Source organism: Bradyrhizobium sp. ISRA442 (genome assembly GCF_038085055.1).
Taxonomy (GTDB): Bacteria; Pseudomonadota; Alphaproteobacteria; order Rhizobiales; family Xanthobacteraceae; genus Bradyrhizobium.
Genome location: NZ_JALGCN010000001.1, coordinates 391,228 through 413,119, shown reverse-complemented (window position 1 = coordinate 413,119; position 21,892 = coordinate 391,228). Strand labels below are relative to the sequence as shown.

21 protein-coding genes are annotated in these 21,892 nt (G+C 64.9%); 14 read left to right on the top strand and 7 right to left on the bottom strand.

From position 1 onward, the window contains the following. The 6 genes from MTR72_RS01875 to MTR72_RS01850 all read left to right on the top strand — a co-directional run bounded on the left by MTR72_RS01875 (position 1) and on the right by MTR72_RS01850 (position 5,093). The gene (locus tag MTR72_RS01875; RefSeq protein WP_280966027.1) at positions 1-1,266 is read left to right on the top strand and encodes an NAD(P)/FAD-dependent oxidoreductase; all 1,266 of its coding nucleotides are present in this window, start codon (positions 1-3) and stop codon (positions 1,264-1,266) included. 9 nt (positions 1,267-1,275) lie between these two features. Then, on the top strand, positions 1,276-2,019 hold the full coding sequence (locus MTR72_RS01870) for an aspartate/glutamate racemase family protein (protein WP_280966026.1): 744 nt from the start codon (positions 1,276-1,278) through the stop codon (positions 2,017-2,019). A gap of 121 nt (positions 2,020-2,140) precedes the next feature. Beyond that, positions 2,141-2,830, top strand: a complete 690-nt coding sequence (locus MTR72_RS01865; protein WP_280966025.1) for a GntR family transcriptional regulator — start codon at positions 2,141-2,143, stop codon at positions 2,828-2,830. Between the two features lie 262 nt (positions 2,831-3,092). Next, complete coding sequence (locus MTR72_RS01860) at positions 3,093-3,653, top strand: thiamine pyrophosphate-binding protein (protein ID WP_445819540.1); 561 nt, start codon at positions 3,093-3,095, stop codon at positions 3,651-3,653. A gap of 6 nt (positions 3,654-3,659) precedes the next feature. Continuing rightward, the gene (locus MTR72_RS01855) at positions 3,660-4,256 is read left to right on the top strand and encodes a thiamine pyrophosphate-dependent enzyme (RefSeq protein ID WP_280966023.1); all 597 of its coding nucleotides are present in this window, start codon (positions 3,660-3,662) and stop codon (positions 4,254-4,256) included. Positions 4,257-4,313: 57 nt separating this feature from the next. Next, positions 4,314-5,093, top strand: coding sequence for an SDR family NAD(P)-dependent oxidoreductase (locus tag MTR72_RS01850; protein ID WP_280966022.1), 780 nt, complete (start codon positions 4,314-4,316; stop codon positions 5,091-5,093). Positions 5,094-5,239: 146 nt separating this feature from the next. Here the strand turns inward: MTR72_RS01850 and MTR72_RS01845 are convergent, their stop codons facing one another. The 3 genes from MTR72_RS01845 to MTR72_RS01835 are packed head-to-tail and all read right to left on the bottom strand — an operon-like array spanning position 5,240 to position 9,013. Further along, on the bottom strand, positions 5,240-6,034 hold the full coding sequence (locus tag MTR72_RS01845) for an IclR family transcriptional regulator (RefSeq protein ID WP_280966021.1): 795 nt from the start codon (positions 6,032-6,034) through the stop codon (positions 5,240-5,242). A 23-nt stretch (positions 6,035-6,057) separates the two neighbouring features. Next, entirely contained in the window at positions 6,058-7,791 is a 1,734-nt protein-coding gene (locus MTR72_RS01840; protein ID WP_280966020.1) for an FAD-dependent oxidoreductase, read from the bottom strand. Between the two features lie 7 nt (positions 7,792-7,798). Then, positions 7,799-9,013 carry an ABC transporter substrate-binding protein gene (locus MTR72_RS01835; protein WP_280966019.1) on the bottom strand — a complete coding sequence of 405 codons (1,215 nt, stop codon included), beginning with the start codon at positions 9,011-9,013 and terminating at the stop codon, positions 7,799-7,801. A gap of 213 nt (positions 9,014-9,226) precedes the next feature. On the opposite strand from MTR72_RS01835, the gene MTR72_RS01830 reads away from it, so the two are divergent. Further along, on the top strand, positions 9,227-10,528 hold the full coding sequence (locus MTR72_RS01830) for an MFS transporter (RefSeq protein ID WP_280966018.1): 1,302 nt from the start codon (positions 9,227-9,229) through the stop codon (positions 10,526-10,528). A 6-nt stretch (positions 10,529-10,534) separates the two neighbouring features. Here the strand turns inward: MTR72_RS01830 and MTR72_RS01825 are convergent, their stop codons facing one another. Further along, positions 10,535-12,067, bottom strand: a complete 1,533-nt coding sequence (locus tag MTR72_RS01825; protein ID WP_280966017.1) for a hypothetical protein — start codon at positions 12,065-12,067, stop codon at positions 10,535-10,537. Positions 12,068-12,357: 290 nt separating this feature from the next. Between MTR72_RS01825 and MTR72_RS01820 the strand changes: the two genes are divergently transcribed. The 3 genes from MTR72_RS01820 (at position 12,358) to MTR72_RS01810 (ending at position 13,811) form a co-directional block, all read left to right on the top strand. Further along, on the top strand, positions 12,358-12,819 hold the full coding sequence (locus MTR72_RS01820; protein ID WP_341510029.1) for an Hsp20 family protein: 462 nt from the start codon (positions 12,358-12,360) through the stop codon (positions 12,817-12,819). 81 nt (positions 12,820-12,900) lie between these two features. Beyond that, positions 12,901-13,389 (top strand): Hsp20/alpha crystallin family protein, encoded by a 489-nt coding sequence (locus MTR72_RS01815; protein WP_280966016.1) that lies wholly within the window; start codon positions 12,901-12,903, stop codon positions 13,387-13,389. Positions 13,390-13,478: 89 nt separating this feature from the next. After that, positions 13,479-13,811, top strand: coding sequence for a hypothetical protein (locus tag MTR72_RS01810; RefSeq protein ID WP_280966015.1), 333 nt, complete (start codon positions 13,479-13,481; stop codon positions 13,809-13,811). 106 nt (positions 13,812-13,917) lie between these two features. On the opposite strand, the gene MTR72_RS01805 is transcribed toward MTR72_RS01810, so the two are convergent. From MTR72_RS01805 to MTR72_RS01795, 3 genes are all read right to left on the bottom strand, one after another. Next, a complete protein-coding gene (locus MTR72_RS01805) occupies positions 13,918-14,094 on the bottom strand; it encodes a hypothetical protein (RefSeq protein WP_280966014.1) in 177 nt (58 codons plus the stop codon). Next, positions 14,091-14,312: a hypothetical protein gene (locus MTR72_RS01800; protein ID WP_445819539.1), complete on the bottom strand. Its 222-nt coding sequence runs from the start codon at positions 14,310-14,312 to the stop codon at positions 14,091-14,093. The genes MTR72_RS01805 and MTR72_RS01800 overlap by 4 nt, the downstream gene beginning before the upstream one ends. 167 nt (positions 14,313-14,479) lie before the next feature. Further along, the gene (locus MTR72_RS01795; RefSeq protein WP_280966013.1) at positions 14,480-15,442 is read right to left on the bottom strand and encodes a LysR family transcriptional regulator; all 963 of its coding nucleotides are present in this window, start codon (positions 15,440-15,442) and stop codon (positions 14,480-14,482) included. Between the two features lie 158 nt (positions 15,443-15,600). Here MTR72_RS01795 and MTR72_RS01790 point away from each other — a divergent pair, with 158 nt between their 5' ends. The 4 genes from MTR72_RS01790 (at position 15,601) to MTR72_RS01775 (ending at position 21,856) form a co-directional block, all read left to right on the top strand. After that, positions 15,601-16,893, top strand: a complete 1,293-nt coding sequence (locus MTR72_RS01790) for a cation:dicarboxylate symporter family transporter (protein ID WP_280966012.1) — start codon at positions 15,601-15,603, stop codon at positions 16,891-16,893. A gap of 6 nt (positions 16,894-16,899) precedes the next feature. Next, positions 16,900-17,934: a PdxA family dehydrogenase gene (locus MTR72_RS01785; protein ID WP_280966011.1), complete on the top strand. Its 1,035-nt coding sequence runs from the start codon at positions 16,900-16,902 to the stop codon at positions 17,932-17,934. Beyond that, on the top strand, positions 17,924-19,378 hold the full coding sequence (locus tag MTR72_RS01780; protein ID WP_341510028.1) for an MmgE/PrpD family protein: 1,455 nt from the start codon (positions 17,924-17,926) through the stop codon (positions 19,376-19,378). Before MTR72_RS01785 ends, MTR72_RS01780 begins: the two co-directional genes overlap by 11 nt. A 318-nt stretch (positions 19,379-19,696) precedes the next feature. After that, a complete protein-coding gene (locus MTR72_RS01775; protein ID WP_341510027.1) occupies positions 19,697-21,856 on the top strand; it encodes a carboxypeptidase-like regulatory domain-containing protein in 2,160 nt (719 codons plus the stop codon). Positions 21,857-21,892: the final 36 nt, after the last annotated feature.

Here is a 21,892-nt window from a genome sequence, read left to right as displayed (position 1 = left end):
ATGTCGCAAGGCCGCCACGTTGCCATCATCGGAGCCGGCGCTGTCGGCGTGATCAGCGCCATCGAGGCGCTGCGCGAGGGCCATCGCGTCACGCTGATCGATCCGGGTGAGCCGGGCGGCACGCAGGCGGCGAGCTATGGCAATGCCGGCTGGCTGTCGTCGCATTCGGTGATTCCGCCGGCCGAGCCGGGCGTCTGGAAGAAAGTGCCGGGCTATCTGATGGACCCGCTCGGGCCGCTCGCGATCCGCTGGTCGTACCTGCCAAAGGCGCTGCCCTGGCTGATCAAGTACCTGCTCTCGGGCTGGACCGAGGCGCGCGTCGAGCAGACGGCCTTCGCGCTGCGCGATCTCCTGAAGGATGCGCCGCTCCTGCACAAGAAGCTGGCAGAGGAGGCCGGTGTCCCCGAGCTGATCGAGCGCAACGGCGTGATGCATGTCTTCCCGTCGCGCGGCAATTTCGACAATGATCTCGGCTGGCGCCTGCGCAAGCGCGTCGGCGTCGAATGGATGGAGCTTTCCGCCGACGAGATGCGTCAGCGCGAACCCGACCTCAATCCGCGCTACACGTTTGGCGTGGTGGTTGAGGAGGCCGGCCGCTGCCGCGATCCCGGCGCCTATGTCGCGGCCCTCGCTAATCATGCGCTGGCGAGCGGCGCAAAGTTCGTCCGCGCCAAGGCGACCGGTCTCAAGCTTTCCGGCGACAAGCTCGTGGCGGTCGTCACCGCGACCGGCGAGATTCCTTGCGATGCCGCGGTGATCGCCGCAGGCGCGCACTCGAAGCGGCTGACCGCATCGGTCGGCGATCCGCTGCCGCTCGAGACCGAGCGCGGCTATCACGTCATGATCGAGAACCCGGAATCGGGTCCGCGCAATTCGATGATGGCATCCGATGCCAAGATGGTGGTGAACTGGACGGACAAGGGCCTGCGCGCCGCCGGCACGGTCGAGATCGCAGGTCTCGATGCCGAGCCGAACTGGAAGCGCGCCGAGATCTTGCGCAACAACCTCTTCAGCATGTTCCCCAAGCTGCCCAAGGACGTTCCTGCCTCGCGCATAAAAACCTGGTTCGGCCATCGGCCGAGCATGCCTGACGGCCGTCCCTGCATCGGCTATGCGCGCGCCTCGCGTGACATCGTCTACGCCTTCGGCCATGGCCATGTCGGCCTGGTCGGGTCGGCCCGCACCGGCCGTCTCGTCGCGCAGCTTCTGAGCGGCAAGGCGCCGGAGATTTCTCTGGCTCCTTTCGCACCAAATCGTTTCCTCTGAGATCGCACCATGACCTATCCAGCCAACTCGTCTTCCCGTGTCGCCCGCGGCGGCAAGGCGATCTATGGCGCGCCGCTCGGCATCTTGATGCTGGAGGCGCGCTTTCCCCGCATTCCCGGCGACATGGGCAACGGCACGACCTGGCCGTTCCCCGTGCTCTATCGCGTGGTGAGCGGCGCTTCGCCGGAGAAGGTCGTGCTGAAAGGCGCGGCCGGACTGCTGCCGGATTTCATCGACGCGGCCAAGGACCTGGTGCGGTTAGGGGCCGAAGCCATCACCACCAATTGCGGCTTCCTCTCGCTGTTCCAGAAGGAGATCGCGGCCGCCGTCGGCGTTCCCGTTGCAACCTCATCGCTGATGCAGGTGCCCTGGGTACAGGCGACGCTGCCGCCCGGCAAGCGCGTAGGTCTTGTCACGGTCTCCGGATCGACGCTGTCGCCGGCCCATCTCGAAGGTGCCGGCGTGCCGCTCGATACGCCGCTGGTCGGCACCGAGAACGGCAAGGAATTCTTCCGCGTCCTCATCAAGGCCGAGAAGGACGATATGGACGTCGCGCAGGCCGAGCGCGACGTGGTCGAGGCCGGCAAGCAGCTCGTCGCCAGGCATCCGGATGTCGGTGCCATCGTGCTCGAATGTACCAACATGCCACCTTATGCGGCCGCCTTGCAGGCCGAAGTGGGTCTACCGGTTTATGACATCTATTCCATGATCACCTGGTTTCATGCCGGGCTGCGCCCGCGCGCCTTCGCTTAAGTCCAGCCGTCGCAAAGCTCTGAACAAGCGCTGCTAGGGTTTCGTTTGCATTGCCATCGTCCACGCAGCCCCGGTATATTCGGCTGTGTTCGGGCATGAATGCAGCTTATGAAGAGCAACCGTGGAACTGGCTTCCGATAGCATCGTCGATCGCGTCTATGAACAGCTCAAGGCGATGGCCGTGAGCTACGAGTTCAAGCCGGGCGAAAGGCTCAATGAGGGCGAGCTGGCCAAGCGGCTCGGCGTCAGCCGCACGCCGCTGCGTGAGGCGCTCAATCGCCTCAACACCGAAGGCTTCCTGCGCTTCACACCCGGCAAGGGCTTTTTCTGCCGCGAGCTCGATGCGCACGAGATCTTCGATCTCTACGAGCTGCGCAAGTCGATCGAGGTCGCCTCGATCCGCCTCGCCATCAAGCGTGCCAAGGACGAGGACATTGACGCGCTGCTCAAATTCCTCGAAGCGACCGGTCCGGATCCCGGCGAGCGGTCCTCGGTCGAGCTGGTCGAGTTGGATGAGACCTTTCACGAGCGGCTGATGGCGATGTCGAACAATGCCGAGATGCTGCGCGTCCTGCGCAACGTCAACGCCCGCATCCGATTCGTGCGCTGGATCGACATGGACCGCATCAACCGCTCCAACACGCAAGCCGAGCACCGCGCCGTCGTCGAGGGGTTGAAAGCGCGCGACGAGGCCGCCTGTGTCTCGGTCCTGGAGAAACACATCGACCGCCGCCTCGACCGCATCACCGCCGCGATCAAGGAAGGTTACGCGCAGATTTATATGCCGGCGGCAAAGACCGCGGCGAATTGAGCTGCAAGCCCCAGTGACGGTGCCCACCCTTCTCCCCTTCTGGAAGAAGGTGGCGCGAAGCGCCGGATGAGGGGTTGCTTGAGCATATTCCTAAGCCGAGATGCGCACGCGGAGAGAGACCCCTCACCCGTCTCGCCGCTGCGCGGCGAGCCACCCTCTCCCACAAGGGGAGAGGGAAGACAGAGCTATACAATCCCTCGATATCTGGTCGTGCCAGACGGTTAGAGTCATCGCACCCGAACATCGCTAGCGTGCTTTCCGAATGCAACGGAGACCCGCGGTGCACAGCCCTCAACCGAATCTCGAATCCCGCGCCGGCGATGACTGGCCTTCCGAGCTCTATCGCGTCCTGAAAGCCGCCGACGTCCGGCAGATGTCCTACGTGCCGGATGCCGGCCACAGCCAGCTCATCCGCCTGTTCTCTGCCGACCGCGACGTCACCACCAATGTGCTGACGACCGAGGAGGAGGGTGTCGCGATCGCGGCGGGTGCCTGGCTTGGCGGCCAGCGCAGCGTCTTGCTGATGCAGTCGAGCGGAGTCGGCAATTGCATCAACATGCTGTCGCTGTCGGCGATCGGCCGATTTCCGCTGCTGATGCTGGTGACGATGCGCGGCGAATGGGCCGAGTTCAATCCCTGGCAGGTGCCGATGAGCCGCGCGACGCAGCCGTCGCTGGAGGCGATCGGCGTCACGGTGATGCGCGCCGAGACGCCGGATGACCTGATCGAGACCGTACAATCCGCCGCGGCGCTCGCCTATGACGCCGATCAGCAGATCGCGGTGCTGATCGGACAGCGCCTGATCGGCCGGAAGAAGTGGTGATTGCACATGCCTAGCTCGCTCCAACCCCAGCTCGAACGCCGCGCCGCCGTGGCGACCCTCCTGAAGCATCGCCAGGACACGCTGATCGTCGCCGGCCTCGGTTCCCCCACCTATGACTTGCATGCGGTCGGCGACCGCGACGACAATTTCTATCTCTGGGGGGCGATGGGCGGCGCCGCGCTGATCGGGCTTGGCCTGGCGCAGGCGCAACCGGAAAAGCGAATCCTGGTCCTGACCGGCGACGGCGAACAGTTGATGGGGCTTGGCGGCATCGCCACCGTCGGTGTCGCGCGCCCGCGCAATCTCGACATCGTCGTGATCGACAACCAGCACTTTGGCGAGACCGGCATGCAGGCGAGCCACACCGGGCGCGGCGTCGATCTCACGGCGATTGCCGCGGCTTGCGGCTTCGCCACGACCGGAACCGTGCGAACGATCGAGGAGGTGGAGCTCCTCGCGGCGCAAATCGGCGAGCCCGCCGACGGGCCGCGCCTTTTCGTCATCAAGGTGCGGGCGGAAAATCCGGCGCGCTCGCTGCCCTCACGCGATGCCGTCTTTATCACGAACCGGTTCCGTGCTCATCTCGGCTTTGCGGCGCTCTAGGTCGGAGCTCTCACCCGGCGTGGGCCCGCCGCGAGCAGCTATTCTGGAGTGAGACCCATGAAACTTTCCGGCAAGGTCGCTGCCATCACCGGCGCGGCGCGCGGCATCGGCAAGGCCTGCGCACAGCGATTCCTCGACGACGGCGTCAAGGTCGTCATCTCGGATGTCGATGCCGATGGCCTCGCCAAGACGGCCGCCGAGCTCGGACAGCCGGATGCCTTGCGCACCGTCGTTGGCAATGTCGCCAAGCGCGCCGACGTCGACCAGCTCGTCGCAACCGCCGTCAAGGAATTCGGCCGGCTCGACATCATGGTCAACAATGCCGGCGTCGCCCGCAACCAGGACATCCTGCAGATTTCCGAGCAGGATTTCGACGACGTCATCGCCATCAACCTGAAGGGCGCGTTCTTCGGCGTGCAAGCGGCAGCGAAGCAGATGATCGCGCAAGGCGGCGGCGGGGTCATCATCAACATGTCCTCGGTCAACGCGCTGCTGGCGATCCCGACGCTCGCGACCTACGCCATCTCCAAGGGCGGCATGAAGCAGCTCACGTCGGTCGCTGCCGTCGCGCTCGCTCCGCACGACATCCGCGTGGTGGCGGTCGGGCCGGGCACGATCCTGACCGACATGGTGGCGTCGGCGATCTACACTTCCGAGGATGCTCGCAAGAACGTGCTATCGCGCACCCCGATCGGCCGCGGCGGCGAGCCGAGCGAGGTCGCTTCCGTCGTCGCGTTCCTGGCGAGCGACGATGCGTCCTACATCACCGGACAGACGATCTATCCGGACGGCGGCCGGCTGATCCTGAACTATACGGTGCCGGTGAAGGAGAAGTAGGCTCCGCATCCTCCGGTGTCATCGCCCGGCTTGACCGGGCGATCCAGTACTCCGTGACGCCTGCGATTGAACCGAGGCGCCATGGCGTACTGGATGCCCCGCCTGCGCGGGGCATGACTGCGGTTGTTATATGCGGCAGCCTGCGCTCACTCCGCCGCTAGCGTCACCCCGTGGCCGAGCCGCTTCGAGATGCTGCCGGCGCAGTCGCGCAAGGCATTGGCGATGGGGCTGTCCCAGCGCGCATCGAAAGTGCCTTCCGGGCCCATCGCGGTGATGACCAGCGCGACATGGCCGGAATGATCGAAAACCGGCGCGGAGAACGCGTTGACGCCGGGCAGGGGATCGCCGAGCGCGCGTGCGAGGCCGTGCTTGCGGACCTCGGCGAGCATCTCAGTGACCTTCGCGCTCTTGATTGCGCGCTTCGGATTGTAGCCGACCCCATGACGGTCGAGGCCGCTTTCGAGTGCGGCGCTGATCGTCTTCTCCGGCAGGAAGGCGGCAAAGGCGCGGCCGGTCGCGGTCTCCAGCAGCGCCATCACCGAACCGGCGCGCATCACGATGTGAACCGGCTGGCCGGGCTCTTCGAGCTGCACCACGGTCGGACCATGCGTGCCCCACACCGCCAGTGAGACCGCGTGGCCGATCTGGCTCGCGAGTGCCGCGATCTTCGGCCTTGCGATGCGCACGCCGGAAAGCCGGCGCAGGCTGATCAGGCCGAGCTCCAGCGCCAGCGCGCCGATCTCGTAGCGGCCGGTGGTTTCGTCCTGCTCGATCAGCCCGATGCGGGAGAAGCTGGCGAGATAGGGATGTGCTTTGGCCGGCGTCATGCCGGCCTCGCGCGCGAGATCGCGCAGCATCATCGGCTCGCCGCTCCTGGCGAGCGCGCGGAGCAATTCTCCGCCGACCTCGATCGACTGGATGCCGCGGCTTTCTCTCTTCATGCGCCTCCTAGCGCGTGTTTCGGTTACGCCGCGCTGCGCTTGGCGGCGCTGTCGGCGAGATGACGGCCGGCAATGTAACCGAAGGTCAGCGCCGGCCCAAGCGTGATGCCGGCGCCCGGATAGTTACCGCCCATGATGCTCGCCATGTCGTTGCCGGCGGCATAGAGCCCGGGGATGACGCGGCCTTCGGCGTCGAGCGCGCGGGCGTTCTCGTCGGTGACGATGCCGGCATAGGTGCCGAGATCGCCGACCACCATCTTGATGGCGTAGAACGGGCCGGTCTCGAGCGGCGCGACGCAGGGGTTGGGGCCATGCAGCGCGTCGCCCTGGTAGCGATTATAGGCCTTCGAGCCCTTGCCGAAGGCGCCATCATGGCCTTGCGGCGCGGTAGCGTTGAACTGCGCCACGGTCTCGGCGAAGGCCTTGGCGTCGATGCCCGCTTTCGCCGCGAGCGCCTCCAGCGTATCGCCGCGCATGAGATAGCCGGTGCGCAAGTGATGGCCGAGCGGCATCGGGAAGGGCGGCACGCAACCGAGGCCGTATTTGCGCAGCGTCTTGTGATCGCAGACGAGGAAGGCGGCGATCTCCTCGCCGGGCTTTGCCGCCTTGACCATGGCCTGGACGAAGTCGTGATAGGAGTTGCCTTCGTTGGCAAAGCGCTTGCCGTCGCGCATCACGGCGATCACGCCCGGCTTGGCGCGGTCGATGAAGTGCGGCATCACGCCCTTTGAGCCGTCCTTGCGCGTGGTCAGCGACACCGGCACCCAGGCCGCCGCGTTCGGCAGGCGATCCTCGATGCGGCCGCCGGCGCTTTCCGCAAGACGCAGGCCATCGCCGGTATTGCCGGCCGGTCCGGGCGAATAGTGCTCGTTGCCGGTCGGCGCGTGCGGAAACATTTGTTTGCGCCGCTCTACGTCGTGCGGAAAGCCGCCGCAGGCGAGCACGACACCTTGGCGCGCGCGAATACGTACATCGCGTCCCTCGCGCGTGACGATCGCGCCGGTCACTGCGCCGTTCTCGATCGTCAGCTCGCGCACGGGGGAGGACAGCCACATCGGTATCTTGAGGTCGAGCGCGGATTTCGCGAGGCGTCCCGCGAGCGCATTGCCGTTGGTCAGCGTCATGCCGCGGCCATAACGCAGCACGTCCATAAAGTGCCGCGACAGGCGCTTTGCGACGTAGACCGCCGAGGTCAGCGACTTCGTCACGCGCATGAAATGGATGATCTCCTTGCCCGATCCGAGCATCATGCCGAACACGGTGAGCTCCGGAAGCGGCATGCCGAGCGTCTTGATCTGGTCGCCGAGCTCGCGGCCGTCGAACGGGCGCGTCACCATCGAGCGGCCGCCTTGGGCGCCGCCGGGTGCTTCCGCATGATAGTCCGGAAACACCAGCGGCATGTCGAAGCGCAGCGCGGTCTTGGTGGTGAAGAAATCGACCGCCTCGGGGCCGGCGCTCAAGAACGCATCGACCCGCGCGGCGTCAAAATTGTTGCCGGCTTCGTGCCGCAGGTATGTGCAGGCCTGCTCCGGCGTCTCCTCGATGCCGTAGGCCTTCGCCAGCGAGGTGCCGGGGATCCAGAGCCAGCCGCCGGAGCGGGCCGTGGTGCCGCCGAAGCGAGGCTCCTTCTCGACGATCAGCACGTCGAGGCCGCGGGAGCGGGCGGTGATCGCGGCCGACATGCCGGACGCACCCGATCCGGCCACGAGCACATCGCACTCGTAAGTCTCAATTGCGCTGCGCTCGTTGCCGGTCATGCGGGCCTCACTTCTTCAAGAGCGGACACTTGGACTCGGAGACCGGACGGAAGGCATCCTCGCCCTTCACGGTCTTGACGATATCGAGGTAGTCCCAGGGTTCCTTGGACTGCTCGGGCGACTTCACCTTGGCGAGATACATGTCGCGGATGACGCGGCCGTCCTCGCGCAACTTGCCGCCATGGACGAAGATATCCTCGATCGGCAGCTCGCGCATCTTCGCCATCACCTTGGCGGGATCGTCGGTGCCGGCGGCCTTGATGCCTTTCAGATAGTGCAGCACCGAACCGTAGACGCCAGTCTGGATCATCGTCGGCATCACCTTGGTGCGCTCATAGAATTTCTTCGACCAGGCGCGGGTCGCTTCGTCCATGTTCCAGTAGGAGGCCGTGGTCATGTAGGTGCCCTGCGCGGCCTTGAGGCCGATCGCGTGCACGTCGGTGTCGAACATCAAGAGGCCGACGAGCTTCTGGCCGCCCTGCACCAGGCCGAACTCGCCGGACTGCTTGATCGCGTTATCGGTGTCCTGGCCGGCATTGGCGAAGGCCACCACGTCGGCCTTGGAGCTTTGCGCCTGCAGCGCGAAGGAGGAGAAGTCGGCCGTGTTGGTCGGATGCCGCACGCCGCCGAGCACCTTGCCGCCCATCTCGTTGATGAAGCGCGTCGCGTCCTTCTCGAGCTGCTGGCCGAAGGCGTAGTCGGCGGTGATGAAGTACCAGGACTTGCCGCCTTCCTTGATCACGGCAGAGGCGGTCACCTTCGACAGCGCGTAGGTGTCGTAGGTGAAATGCACGGTGTTCGGGCTGCACAGCTCGTCCGTCAGCGAGCTTGCGCCCGGACCGGAGAGTAGGGCGATCTTGTTGCGCTCGCGCACCATGTTGTGGACGGCGATCGCGATGCCGGAGTTCGGGATGTCGACGACCGCATCGACCTTGCCGTTGTCGAACCAGCCGCGCACGATCTGCACGCCGACGTCGGTCTTCATCTGATGGTCGGCGCTGATGATCTCGATCGGCTTGCCGAGCACGGTCGGCCCGAATTCCTCCACCGCCATCTTGGCGGCCTCGACCGAGCCCGGCCCGCTGTTGTCGCGGCCCCAGCTCGACAAATCCGTCAACACGCCGATCCGCACCACGTCGTCGGAGACCTGCGCATGTGCCGCCGTCGTCATCGCCGTCGAAGTCATGGCCGCGACCACGGCGCAGGCCAAAAGCCCTCTCATCGTCGTTCCCTCTCTTTATGTCCGCGTCTTGCGGCAGGTATGGAGTTGGCGGTAAATTAGATATTGGCAAATTAGTTTGTCAATGGCGAATCGGGCGGTTCCGGGGTGCGCGAGCAGACGGCTGCCGCTAGGACGACCAGACGTCGATGCCTGAGCAAGTTGCAACCAACTTCGTGATTGGCCATGATGCCTGCCGGCAATCTGGGGCAGGGCATGACGGCAGCAACGGAGGTCGCCGCCGCGACGGAGAAATCGACGACGGCGCATGTGGTCTGGGCGAGCGCGCTCGGCACCGCGATCGAGTGGTACGACTTCCTGATCTACGGCACGGCCGCAGCGCTCGTGCTCAACAAGCTGTTCTTTCCGAGCTTCGATCCCTTCGTCGGCACACTCGCGGCGTTCTCGACCTATGCGGTCGGCTTCGTCGCGCGCCCGATCGGCGGCGCCATCATCGGACATTACGGCGACCGGCTCGGCCGCAAAGCCATGCTGGTGGTGACCATGATCGCGATGGGGCTCGGCACCTTCCTGATCGGCTGCCTGCCGACCTACAGCCAGATCGGCGTTTGGGCGCCGATCTTCCTCGTCATCCTGCGCTTCATCCAGGGCATCGGGCTCGGCGGCGAATGGAGCGGGGCGGTCGTCATGGTGATCGAGCATGCCGGCAACCGCCGCGGCTTCTATGGCAGTCTGGTTCAGATCGGGTTTCCCGTCGGGGTAGCCGCCTCCACCGGCATCTTCGCCCTCATGACGAAACTGCCAGAAGCGGATTTCCTGAGCTGGGGCTGGCGCGTGCCGTTTCTGATCAGCATCCTGCTCGTCGGCATCGGCTTCATCGTGCGGCTGAAGCTCGCGGAGACCCCGCACTTCAAGGAGGTGGTCGAGCGCAAGAAGGTCCTGGCGCAGCCGGTGTGGGAAGTGCTGCGCCGCGACTGGCGCAGCTTCCTGCTCGCGATCGGCATCACCGTCTCGGAAGTAGGGCTGGCCTATCTGCTCACCGTGTTCACCGTGGTCTACGCCACGACCAAGCTCGGGCTGCCGCGCCAGGTGATCCTGGATGCGGTGGTCTACGCCGCGATCGTCGAGTTCGCGACACTCCCGCTCGCCGGCTGGCTCTCCGACATTTTTGGCCGCAAGGCGCTCTACCTGGCCGGCGGCGTCTTTTCCGTCGCGCTCGCGTTTCCGCTGTTCTGGTTCCTCGACACAAGGGAGCCGGCCCTGATCACACTCGCCCTCGTCGTGACGATGACGCTGACGCATGCGCTGCTATTCGGACCGAAGGCGGCGTTCATGCCCGAATTGTTCCGCACCCAGGTGCGCTACAGCGGCGCTTCGTTAGGGGCTAATGTCGCGGCCGCACTCAGTGGCGGCTTCTCGCCGCTGATCGCAGCGGCGCTGCTCGCCTGGGCCGGCTCGTACTGGGCGGTCTCGCTCTACATCATCGCGCTCTCGGTGATCACCATCATCGCGACCCTAATAGCACCGGAGACGGCGCGCGATTCGCTCAGGTCGTGAGCGCCGCTAAGGGCATGCTGGGTTTGCCGCGCCCGGCACCACCAGGAAGGTGATGGTTGCCGGCGCGAGGCGGACTGCACCTGGCGCCGTCGGCAGACCCGCAATATCAGGCAATCGGTCGCCTGCCGCGAGCGCGAGCGTCCCGCCGTTCAGTTGCGCCGTCGCGCCTCGCAGCCGCGCCGCGCGAAGCGTGTAGCGTTCGGACGGAAGTGGCAGGACCAGCGAGTGCGAGGTGTCGCGCGAGATATTGATCGCGAGCAGCGTGACCGCGCCGCGCGAAGCGGGATGGCAATGCGCGTAGACGTGAAGACCGGGCGCGGCGGCCGCGCCCGCATCGAGCACCGTCGTTCCCATCAGGCGGTGCCAGAGCAGCGCGGCCCAGTAGTTCGGGCGGGGGCGGAAGGTCGTCTCATCCAGCAGGCCGTAATCACTGGCCGCGAGCGTATTGTGCATCACCACCTGGACGCCGGCTCTTGCGAGGCGTCCGAGCTGGTCGAGATAGCGGTACGTGTCGAGAAACGTCTTGTCCCAGCGGTCGCCGCCGCAGGCCGCATTCGCCGTCTCGGTCAGCCAGATCGGCTTGCCCGGCTCGAACGCGTCGCGCAAGGCGCGGTAGACCGCCAGTGTCGCATCAGTACGGGAGAGCCATTCCTCTTTGAGCGCCTGCCTCGGATCATCACGGCCGCCGCAGCGCGGCGAGATCGTGTTGTAGTGATGATAGGAGAAGCGATCGACGCCGGGGCCGGACGCGGCGAGCAGATCGCGCGTGGTGATGCCCGATGCGGATTGTGAGGCGGTGTCGCCGACCGAGGCGGGACCGACGATCAGCGTCTCCGGCGCGGCGCGCTTCATCCACGCGCGAAACATCCTGAAGTCGCGGCCATAGGCGTTCGCGTCATATCCCGGCGGTGCGCCGTTATCGGCCGCAAGCGTCGGCTCGTTCATGAATTCGGCCGCCGCGATGTGGCCGCCGAGCGAATGCGTGAAATCGACCAGGCGTTGCGCCTGATCCGGCGTCCACACGCCGTTGCGATCGCGGCTGCCGGGACTGACTGCGAAGGAAGTCACGATTTCCGCATCGGCCGCACGCGCGAAATCGACGACGCCGCGCCACCGCGCGCGGCTGAGCACGGCGTCGAATCCGGCAGGCGGTTTCGCGGGAGGGGTTTCCGTGTCGGCAAGGAAGGTCGCATTGGCCCAGGTGCCGCTGACGCGCATATAGGCCGGCGACAGCGCGGCTGCGAGCATGCGCAGACGCGGGCTGGCGAGATCAGTCGGTGGTCTATAGCTGTAACGATTGCGCGCATCGAATGCGCGCTGCCAGCGCGGATAAGGTTTCCAGAACCGTCCACCGGTCACCTCCACCATCTCGATGTTGTAGGACTGGAAGCGCGAATCGATCGTGCCGACCGCTTTCAGCTCCGCGGGCGCGATCGATACCTCATCAGCGTGCGCCGCACATAACCGTGCCCCAATCAGCAGCGCGATGGTCATCTCGATGGCTGCAAGACCCTGTCCTCGCCTTCTTGTGCAGCGCATCTCTTGCTCCCGGTCTTGGCTTCGCACGATCCCCCGCCAGCCGCTGCCCTTGGGGGCGACCCGCAACGGGGTGCCGATCGGCTTACTCCTTGCTGACCTGGCGTCAAAAAAATCTTCGCCGGACCTCTTGAAATCGATTTCCGGTTTTCTAAGTGGATTTTCGCCGCGAGAGCGGCGTGCCGGACGCCAGATCGGGTCCGGCGCGGGCGCCGGACTGGTGTCTTCGGACCCCGTCTGAGACCCTGTCTTGCGTCCCTTCGTATCCAGCTTGCTCTTTGGAGGACTTGGTTATGAGGACCACCTTTGACTTCGCCCCCCTGTGGCGCTCGACCATCGGCTTTGATCATCTGGCCGATCTCGTCGACAGCACGTTGCGTCAGGCGACCGAGGACAATTATCCCCCCTACAACATCGAGCGTTCCGGCGAGGATCACTACCGGATCAGCCTTGCCGTGGCGGGCTTCGGCGTTGGCGATATCACCGTGACGGCGGAACAGAACGCGCTCATCATCGAGGGCCAGAAGCCCGAGACCAGCGCGCACGAATATCTGTACCACGGCATCGCCGCGCGTCCGTTCCGGCGCGTGTTCAACCTCGCCGACTATGTTCAGGTGAAGCAGGCATCCTTCCAGGACGGGCTCCTGATCATCGATCTCGTCCGCGAGGTTCCGGAGGCCATGAAGCCGCGGCGCATCGAGATTGCGAGCGGCACGTCTCCTACGTCGCAGATCGAGCAGCAGAAAGCAGCTTAGGCTCGTCCAAAGCGTTGTCTTAGGAGCGTGGACGGCATGTGGCCTCGGCGCTCTCGAGACCGTTGAACGAAGGAGAACACCATGGCTATTCGCGATCTTATTCCCTGGTCGAGAAACCAGGAGCTTGCGCAGGCGCGGGACAGCTACGATCCGTTCATGACGCTGCATCGCGAGATGAACCGTCTGTTCGACGACGTGTTCCGGGGCTTCGGCGGATCCGGCCTGCCGCTGATGAAGGGGCGCCTCGGCTGGCCAAGGATCGAACTCAGCGACACCGACAAGACGCTGACGATCTCGGCGGAGCTGCCCGGGATGACGGAGAAGGACGTCCAGATCGAAATCACCAATGGCGTCCTGACGATCCGCGGCGAGAAGAAGGATGAGCACAAGGATGAAGGCAAATACTTCACCGAGCGCTACTACGGCGCCTTCGAGCGGCAGATTCCGCTTGAGGACGTCGACGAAGACAAGGCCGAGGCGTCGTTTAAGGACGGTGTCCTGACTATCTCGTTGCCGAAATCGGAGAAGGCGCAGGCAGCCGTCAAGCGCATCGCCATCAGCACGCACTAGCACAAATCACAGACGGCGGCGTCGGCGCCGCCGTCCAATCGTCACCCAAACCCATCCCTTGGAAAGGAGCGTTGAGGGAGGCATTGCCGATGACCGACATCAACACCAATGCCAGCAACCTAGGCCCGCTGCTTCATCCCGCGGCCCATTACGAATCCCCCACCGACGTCCTGAATGCAGCGGACCTTTCCGCGCCGGAGAAGCGGATCATCCTGTCGTCCTGGGCGTCCGACATGTACGCCGTCGAATCCTATCCCGCCTTGCGCGAAATTCCGGGCATGCGTTGCACGATCCGACTGGCCGACATTCTTTCGGCCCTGCGGCAGCTCGACGGCGACAATGACGACGACCCGCCGCGCGGCGGCGGTGTATCGATGCGATTGCGGCGGCCTTGGGCCGCCGCGGACTGGAAGCGCGTGTGACGCTGTCGCCGGCCGTTCTGGCAATCGTGCTGCCCAGCCGAGTCCAGGCGCCTGGGCTGTTTGTTCTTCTTGCAGGCTTCGCCAGCGCGCAGGGACGAGCTTCGCCTCAAGCCGCGCGATGTGGAGCCTCGCCCTGTAGGTCGCTGATCAGCCGCCGCTCACGCTCGATCCGCTGGCGATAGAGTTTGCGTTCATGATCGGCTTTCGCGTTTGCAAGAAGGAATTCGTAATGCCCGATCACCTTCTCGCTGCCTCGAATGAGCAGGTCTCGGTCTGTGTTCATTGCGCAGCTCCGGTCGCGTCAATCGGCGGCTTGGAAGAGCGGAAGGTCACGGGAAAGGTCGCCGCGGTCAGGCTATCAAGCGCCGACTGCTCTTCTGCGAAACGTCTCTCGATGAACTGGCGTTCTATCTCTGCCAGCCTGGTCTTCAGCAGTCGTCGGTAGCGGTGGATGTTGTTACGGTGCGCGCGAATACGGGCCAAATTCTCATCGAGCATCATCGTCTCTCCAGACGGTCGCGTTCAAGTCCTTTGATTATTGAAGGTGAGAAAGAGATTTCTCGGCGAGAAAAATATTCAGCGGAAAGTCGGTGTCAAGATGTTCAAGGCCGCTGCTGCGCCACGGTCGAAACAAGGAGCAAACGGACTGAGGTTGGGACGAGACGCCGTCACCTGGTCCGCGGCGCGGCGGCGGCTTTTCCGGCCGGCCGGCCCTTGCGCACGACATTCCAGAAGTTCTCGGCGGCGCGGGTCATGCGGGCGCGCGGACGGAACAGCGAGATGCCGATCGGAATTTCCCACTCCGCACCGCCTGCACGTAGCAGTCGGCCGCTGTCGAGATCGGCGCCGACGAGGCCCATCGGCGCCCACGTCACGCCACGTCCCTCGCGCGCCATGTCGATCAGCAGCATGACCGGTGCTGCGAAGCTCGGAACGAGCCAGGCGGCGGGATCCTTCGCCGCCAGGAACGATGTGACGAGGCGTCCCACGCCCGAACCCGGATGATAGGCGAGATAAGGCAGCGGCGCGCCGGATGCGCCGGGCAGGGCGTAGCGCGGCTTTGCCTTGCTGCGCCGTCCGCCGCGGCCCGGCTTCGTCATGGGCGCGCTGATCGGGATCAGCATGTCGGTCGAAAGTTCGATCCGCAGGAAGCGATCCATGTCGAGCCGGCTTACCAGGGAGGGATGATAGTGCGCCAGCAGGAAATGCGCCTGTGCATCCAGCAGCAGCTTTTCGCAGCCGGCGAAATTGGAGGCGACGAGCTGAACGGCGGAGCCGGCCCGCGCGCTGTCCGAGCTGCGGATCCATTCCGGAAAGAACGTCTGCGACAGCGCGTGCGTGGCCGCGAAGGTGATGGTCTCGGCTTTCAGCCGCGCCACTTCGAGGGCTTCCTCCCGCCCGACCAGGACGCGGCGCAACACGTCTTCGGCGACGGGACGAAAGCTTTCGCCGGCAGCCGTCAGCGTGATCGTGTGGGTTGAACGCTCGAACAGCGGCGTGCCCAGCCACTCCTCGAGCGACCTGATGCGGCGGCTCAGCGCCGGCTGGGTCACGTGCCGGCGCTCGGCGGCGCGGGAGAACCCGCCCTCCTCGGCGATGGCAAGGAAGTCCTCCAGCCAGATCAGGTCCATAATGACGTTTTGTCCTCAAATCATTCCGATACGGCATTAGCGCCTGATGCGCCGCTGGTCCAATGTAAATGGCATCGCAAAACCAGAACAAGGCGCCATCCCGCATGGCGCGACGATTGCGCTTGGAGGAAAGCAAATTGCAGGTCGCCGCAACTCCGTTGTCTGAGCCCATCCCGAGGTCGATCGCCGAGCGGCGGCGCAAGCCGCTCTGGCGCGAGCAGTATGTCCTGGTCGTGGCCGGTGCGGCGCTCGGCGCGCTGTTCGGCTTTCTGCTTCCGACCGTGGCGGTCGAGTTCAAGCCGCTCGGCGACAGCTTCATCTCGCTGATCAAGATGACGATCGCGCCACTGATCTTCCTGGTCGTGGTCACCGGCATCGCGCAGGTCGGCGACATGAAGGCGGTGGGCCGCATCGGCCTCAAGGCCTTCGCCTACTTCGAGGCGGTGACGACCCTCTGCTTGTTGATCAGCTTCGTGGTCGTGCGCTGGGTCCAGCCCGGCGCGGGCGTCGCCCACGCCACCGCGCAGCAGGCGGAGACCGTTGCCCGCTATTCGCAGGCCCATGTCGGCTCGCTCTCGGTCTACATCCAGCACATGATTCCGGAGAGCTTTGTCGGCGCGTTCGCGAGCGGCGATGTGCTCCAGGTTCTCGTGCTCGCGCTGCTGTGTGGCATCGGGCTGTTGCTGCTCGGCGAGAAGGCCGTGCCGCTGCGCTCAGGGCTGGAGAAGCTTACCGAGCTCATCTTCAGCGTCGTCCATGTCGTTGTCGCGCTGGCGCCGATCGGGGCCTTCGGCGCGATGGCTTTTACGGTGGCGAAGTTCGGCGCCGCGACGCTCTATGCGCTGGCGCTGCTGGTTGGCACCGCCTGGGCGATGATGGCGTTCTTCATTTTCGTCGTTCTCGGCGCGATCTGCCGCCTTGCCGGCATACGCCTGATGGACCTGTTGCGCCTGCTCCGCACCGAACTGCTCGTCGTGCTCGGCACGTCGTCTTCGGAAACCGCCATCCCCGGCATGATGGAAAAGCTGCCGAAGGCGGGTGTCGGGCGTGCGGTGGCGGGCCTCGTCATCCCCTCCGGCTATTCCTTCAACCTCGACGGCGTCGCGCTGACGCTGCCGCTCAGCACGATCTTCGTCGCCCAGGTCTACGGCATCGAGCTGACCGCCGCGCAGCAACTGAGCCTGTTCGTGGTGATGCTGTTCACCAGCAAGGGCGCCGCCGGCGTCACGGGCGGCGCCTTTGCCGCGCTCGCGGCCACCGTGGTGGCCGCCGGGCTGCCGGCGGAAGGCCTGGCGCTGCTGCTCGGTATCGACCGTTTCATGTCGCTGGCACGCGCCATCACCAACACCATCGGCAACGCGGTCGCCTCGATCGTCGTCGCCAAATGGGACGGCGAATTCAACCGCGAGGACTGGGCCCAGTCCGCCGCTCAAACCCAAGCAGTGAAGTAAGGATCAATGGCTACCAACACCAATGAACTCCCGGTCATCGCACTGACCCCGGGCGATTGCACTGGCATCGGCCCCGAGCAGACCGTGCGTATCCTCTCCGACGACCGCCTCGCCGACGTGGCGCGCCTCGTCGTGGTCGGTGACGCCCGCGTGCTCGAGATGGGGATGGCGCATGCCGGCGTGAAGTTGAAGATCGAGCGGATTGCTTCGCCGAAGGCCGCGTCTTGGGGCCGCGGCACGGTGCAGCTCGCCGATCTCGGCAACACTGACCCGTCGAAATTCCCGCTCGGCAAGGCCAGCGCCGAGTCCGGCCGTCTGACCGGCGAGACGCTGTCGCGCGCGATCGACTTCGCCAAGGCCGGCGAAGTCGATGCGATCACCTTCGCGCCGCTGAACAAGCGCGCGATGTTCGACGGCGGCTGGAAGTTTCCCGACGAGCACAAGATGTTCGCGAGCCTGCTCGGCCACACCTCCTATTTCTCCGAGATGAACGTGCTGGACGGCCAGTGGATGTCGCGCGTCACCGGGCATCAATCGCTGCGCGAGGCGCTGGAGGGCATCAATCCGGAAAGCATCACCGATGCGATCGAGCTGGTCGACCGCATGATGCGCAAGGCTGGCGTCGCCAAGCCGCGCATCGCGGTCGCCGCGCTCAACCCGCATGCCGGCGAGGGCGGTCTGTTCGGCCGCGACGAGATCGAGATGATCAGGCCTACCGTGGAGGCGGCCGCGAAGACGGGTATCGCCTGCAGCGGGCCTTATCCCGCCGATACCGTCTATATCCGCGCCTTCGCCGGCGAGTTCGACAGTGTGGTCGCGATGTATCACGACCAGGGCCAGATCGCGACCAAGCTGCGCGGATTCAACCGCGGTGTCACCGTCACCGCCGGTCTCGATACCGTTTTCACCACGCCGTCGCATGGTACGGCGTTCGACATCGTCGGCAAGGGCGTGGCCAACACCGGCGCGCTCGAAAGCTCTGTCCGCCTCGCGGCCAAACTGGTTTCGATGAAGGTTCGGGAGGCAGCCTATGCCAACTGATCGCAGGACCCTGCTGCAGGCCGCCGCCGCGCTGCCGCTCGCCACGGCCAGCGCCAATGCCGCTCTCGCGCAAGCCCCGGTCGCGGCGCCAGCGGCAGCGCCGCCCAAAGAGGTCACGCGCAGGCTCGCGCATTATCTCGTCACGGCGAGCTATGACGATCTGCCGGCAAACGTCCGGAAGGAAGGCGTCCGCACACTGTTGAACTGGGTTGGCGTCGCGATCGGCGGATCGCGTCACGAGACGGTCGACATCGCGGTCGCGGCGCTCGGTCCGTTCTCGGGTCCGCAGCAGGCCTCCCTGTTCGGGCGGCGCGAGCGATTCGACATCATGAACGCGGCCTTCATCAACGGCGTGTCGAGCCACATCTTCGACTATGACGACACCCATCTGAAGACGATCATCCATCCCGCCGGTCCGGTCGCCTCGGCGATCCTCGCGATATCGGAGATGCAAGCCGTCTCGGGCAAGGAGTTCCTGAACGCGCTCGTGCTCGGCGTCGAGACCGAGTGCCGGATCGGCAACTCGGTCTACCCGAACCACTACGATGTCGGCTGGCACATCACCGGCACAGCGGGCGTGTTCGGTTCAGTTGCCGCGGTGGGCAAGCTGCTCAAGCTGAACGAGCAGCAGATGACCTGGGCGCTCGGCCTTGCGGCGTCCCAGCCGGTGGGTCTGCGCGAATCCTTCGGCTCGATGAACAAGAGCTTCAATCCTGGCCGCGCCGCTGCGAACGGCATCTTCGCGGCGATCCTGGCGTCGAAGAATTTCACCTCGTCAGGCGCGATGATCGAGGCCAAGCGCGGCTGGGCCAACACGATCAGCACCAAGCAGGACTATGGCGAGATCCTGGGCGACCTCGGCAAGCGCTACGAGGCCGCACTCAATACCTACAAGCCGTTCGCCTGCGGAATCGTCTTGCATCCGGCGATCGACGCCGCGATCCAGCTTCGCAACCAGAACAAGCTGACCGCCGATCAGATCGAGCGTGTCGATTTGAAGGTCCATCCGCTCGTGCTCGAGCTCACCGGCAAGAAGACGCCGCATCAAGGCCTCGAGGGCAAGTTCAGCGTCTATCACGCGGTCGCGGTTGCGATCGTCGAGGGCGCCGGCGGCGAGAAGCAATTCAGCGACCGTGCCGGGACGGATCCGACCGTGGTCGCGCTGCGTGACCAGGTGATTCCGGTCATTACCCCTGGCATCAAGCCGGAGCAGGTCGACTTGACAATCGTGCTCAAGGACGGGCGCAAGCTGAACCGCTATATCGAACACGCGATCGGCAGCTTCGAGGTGCCGATGACCGACAAGCAGCTCGAGACCAAGTTCTCCGACCTTGCCGACGGCATCCTTCCGGCCGCGGCGACCCGGCGGATCATGGATGCCTGCTGGAATCTCGAGCATCTGCCGAATGCGGCTGATATCGCAAAGATGTCGGTCCCGGCCTGATCGAGGAGAAAGTGAAGCCGTCGCGCCGACGTTTCCTGCAATCCGCAGTCGCAACCGCCGCCGTGACGGCATCGCAAGGGCGCGCCGGTGCTGGGTGCCGACCGAGCCGAAAAGCTGATAGAACAGATCGGCGATCTCGAACGACTTGATGAGGTCGGCAAGTTGATGGCCGTGTGATGCAACAACCATTCAGCGTGCCGAGCGACGTTTGCGCGCGAATTGTTCGAGAGTTTTTCGACCGGCTCAAACCATGAGAGACGAGTCCGAATAAGCCTGCCAAGAGGCTCGGACGAAACGTAGAACGAATGGGAGAAAACGATGAGCTTGAGGCGAATGCTTGCCGGCTATCTCGGCGCGACGGCGCTGTTGCATGCCGGTGCCGCGATGGCGGCGACTGTCGAGATATCCGCCAATGACATCGGCGGGCAGGTGACCAGCGACAAGGGCGCGGAGGCCGGGGTCTGGGTGATTGCCGAGACCAGGGACCTGCCAACCAAATACGCGAAGGTGGTGGTCACCGACGATCAGGGCCGGTTCGTCATCCCGGACCTTCCCGCGGCCAACTACAAGGTCTGGGTCCGCGGCTACGGCCTGCAAGACACGGCGCAGCAGGACGCTCGTCCAGGCAAGGTGATGGACTTCAAGGCCGCCCAGGCCTCGCCCAAGCAGGACGCACAGAACTATCCCGGCATGTATTGGTATTCGCTGCTCGACATCCCCAGGCCCGAGGAGTTTCCGGGCACCGGCGACAAGGGCAACAAGATGCCGGAGACCATGAAGTCGCAGGCCCAGTGGGTCGATACGGTCAAGAACATGTGCCAATCCTGCCACGCGCTCGGCACGCGCGGCATCCGCGAAATCCCGAAGGCGTTCACCGAGGGCTATGACTCCCACACCGCATGGGCGATGCGCACCCAGGCCGGCCAGGCGCAGGAATACATGGCGACGGTGCTGGCCAGCGTGGGCCCGGAGAAGGTCTATGATCTCTTTTCGAAATGGACCGACCGTATTGCGGCCGGCGAATTGCCGTTCGACAAGCCCGAGCGGCCTAAGGGCATCGAGCGCAATGTCGTCTTCACGATGTGGGACTGGGCCGCGCCGACGCGCTATCAGCACGATGCGATCTCGACCGACAAGCGCAACCCGCGCGTCAACGCCAATGGCCTGATCTACGGATCGTCGGAAGAGAGCTCCGATCTCGTGCCGACGCTCGATCCCGTGAAGAACGTCGCCGGCACCATCAAGCATCCCTATCTCGATCCGAACACGCCATCGTCGACCGATGCCCCGCGCGGACCCTCGGCCTATTGGGGGGACGAACCGATCTGGGATGGCCACACCAGCATCCATAACGTCATGATGGACGAGCAGGGCAAGGTCTGGTTCACCGCGCGTCTGCGTCCGCCGGCCAATCCCGACTACTGCAAGCAGGGATCGGATCTGCCGTCGGCGAAGGTGGCGCCGCAAGCGACATCATTGCGCCAATTGTCGCGCTTCGATCCCGCGACGGGCAAATGGGACCTGATCAACACCTGCTTCACGACCCATCACCTCTATTTCGACGACGATGCCAACCAGACATTGTGGACCAGCTCCGGCGGTCCCGGCCTCGGCGGCGGCATCGTCGGCTGGCTCAACACCAAACAATATCGTGAGACTCTCGACGACGTGAAATCGCAGGGCTGGACGCCGCTGATCATCGACACCAATGGCAATGGCAAGCGCGATGCCTATGTCGAGCACAAGGATCCCGTCGATCCGACCAAGGACAAGCGCATCGCCGCATCCTTCTACGGCATCATGCCGAGCCCGGTCGACGATACGATCTGGGGCCAGGCGATGGACCGCGGTTTCTCCCGCATCGATCAGCCCGGCTACATCGTTCGCGTGACGCCCGGACCCGACCCGGCCAACACCGCACTGGCCGAAGTGTATCAGCCGCCGGAGGGCACGTTCGGTCCGCGCGGCCTCGACATCGGGCTGGACGGCGTGGTGTGGACGGTGTTGTCCAGCGGACATCTCGCACGCTTCGATCGCAAGCTGTGCAAAGGTCCGCTGAACGGACCGACGACGGCCGACGGCAAGCAGTGTCCGGAGGGGTGGAAGACCTGGCGCATGCCCGGACCGCAGTTCAGGGGACTCGATGCCGGCGGCAGTGCCAACCACGCCTATTATGTCTGGGTGGATCGGTACAACACGTTCGGACTCGGCGCCAACGTGCCGATCGCAAGCGCCAACGGCAGCGAGTCGCTGCTCGCACTGGTCAACGACCAGTTCGTGAACATGCGCAATCCATATCCGCTCGGCTTCTTCACCAAGAATGTCGATGGCCGGATCGATGATCCCGACACCGGCTGGAAAGGCCGCGGCTTGTGGACCACGACGGGAACGCGCGCCAGTTTCCACGGAGAGGGCGGCAAGGAGGCCTCGCCCAAAGTCTACAAGGTGCAGATGCGGCCAAATCCATTGGCCCATTGAACGTTTGGCCCTATGAATAACCGCGCCGCTAACGGG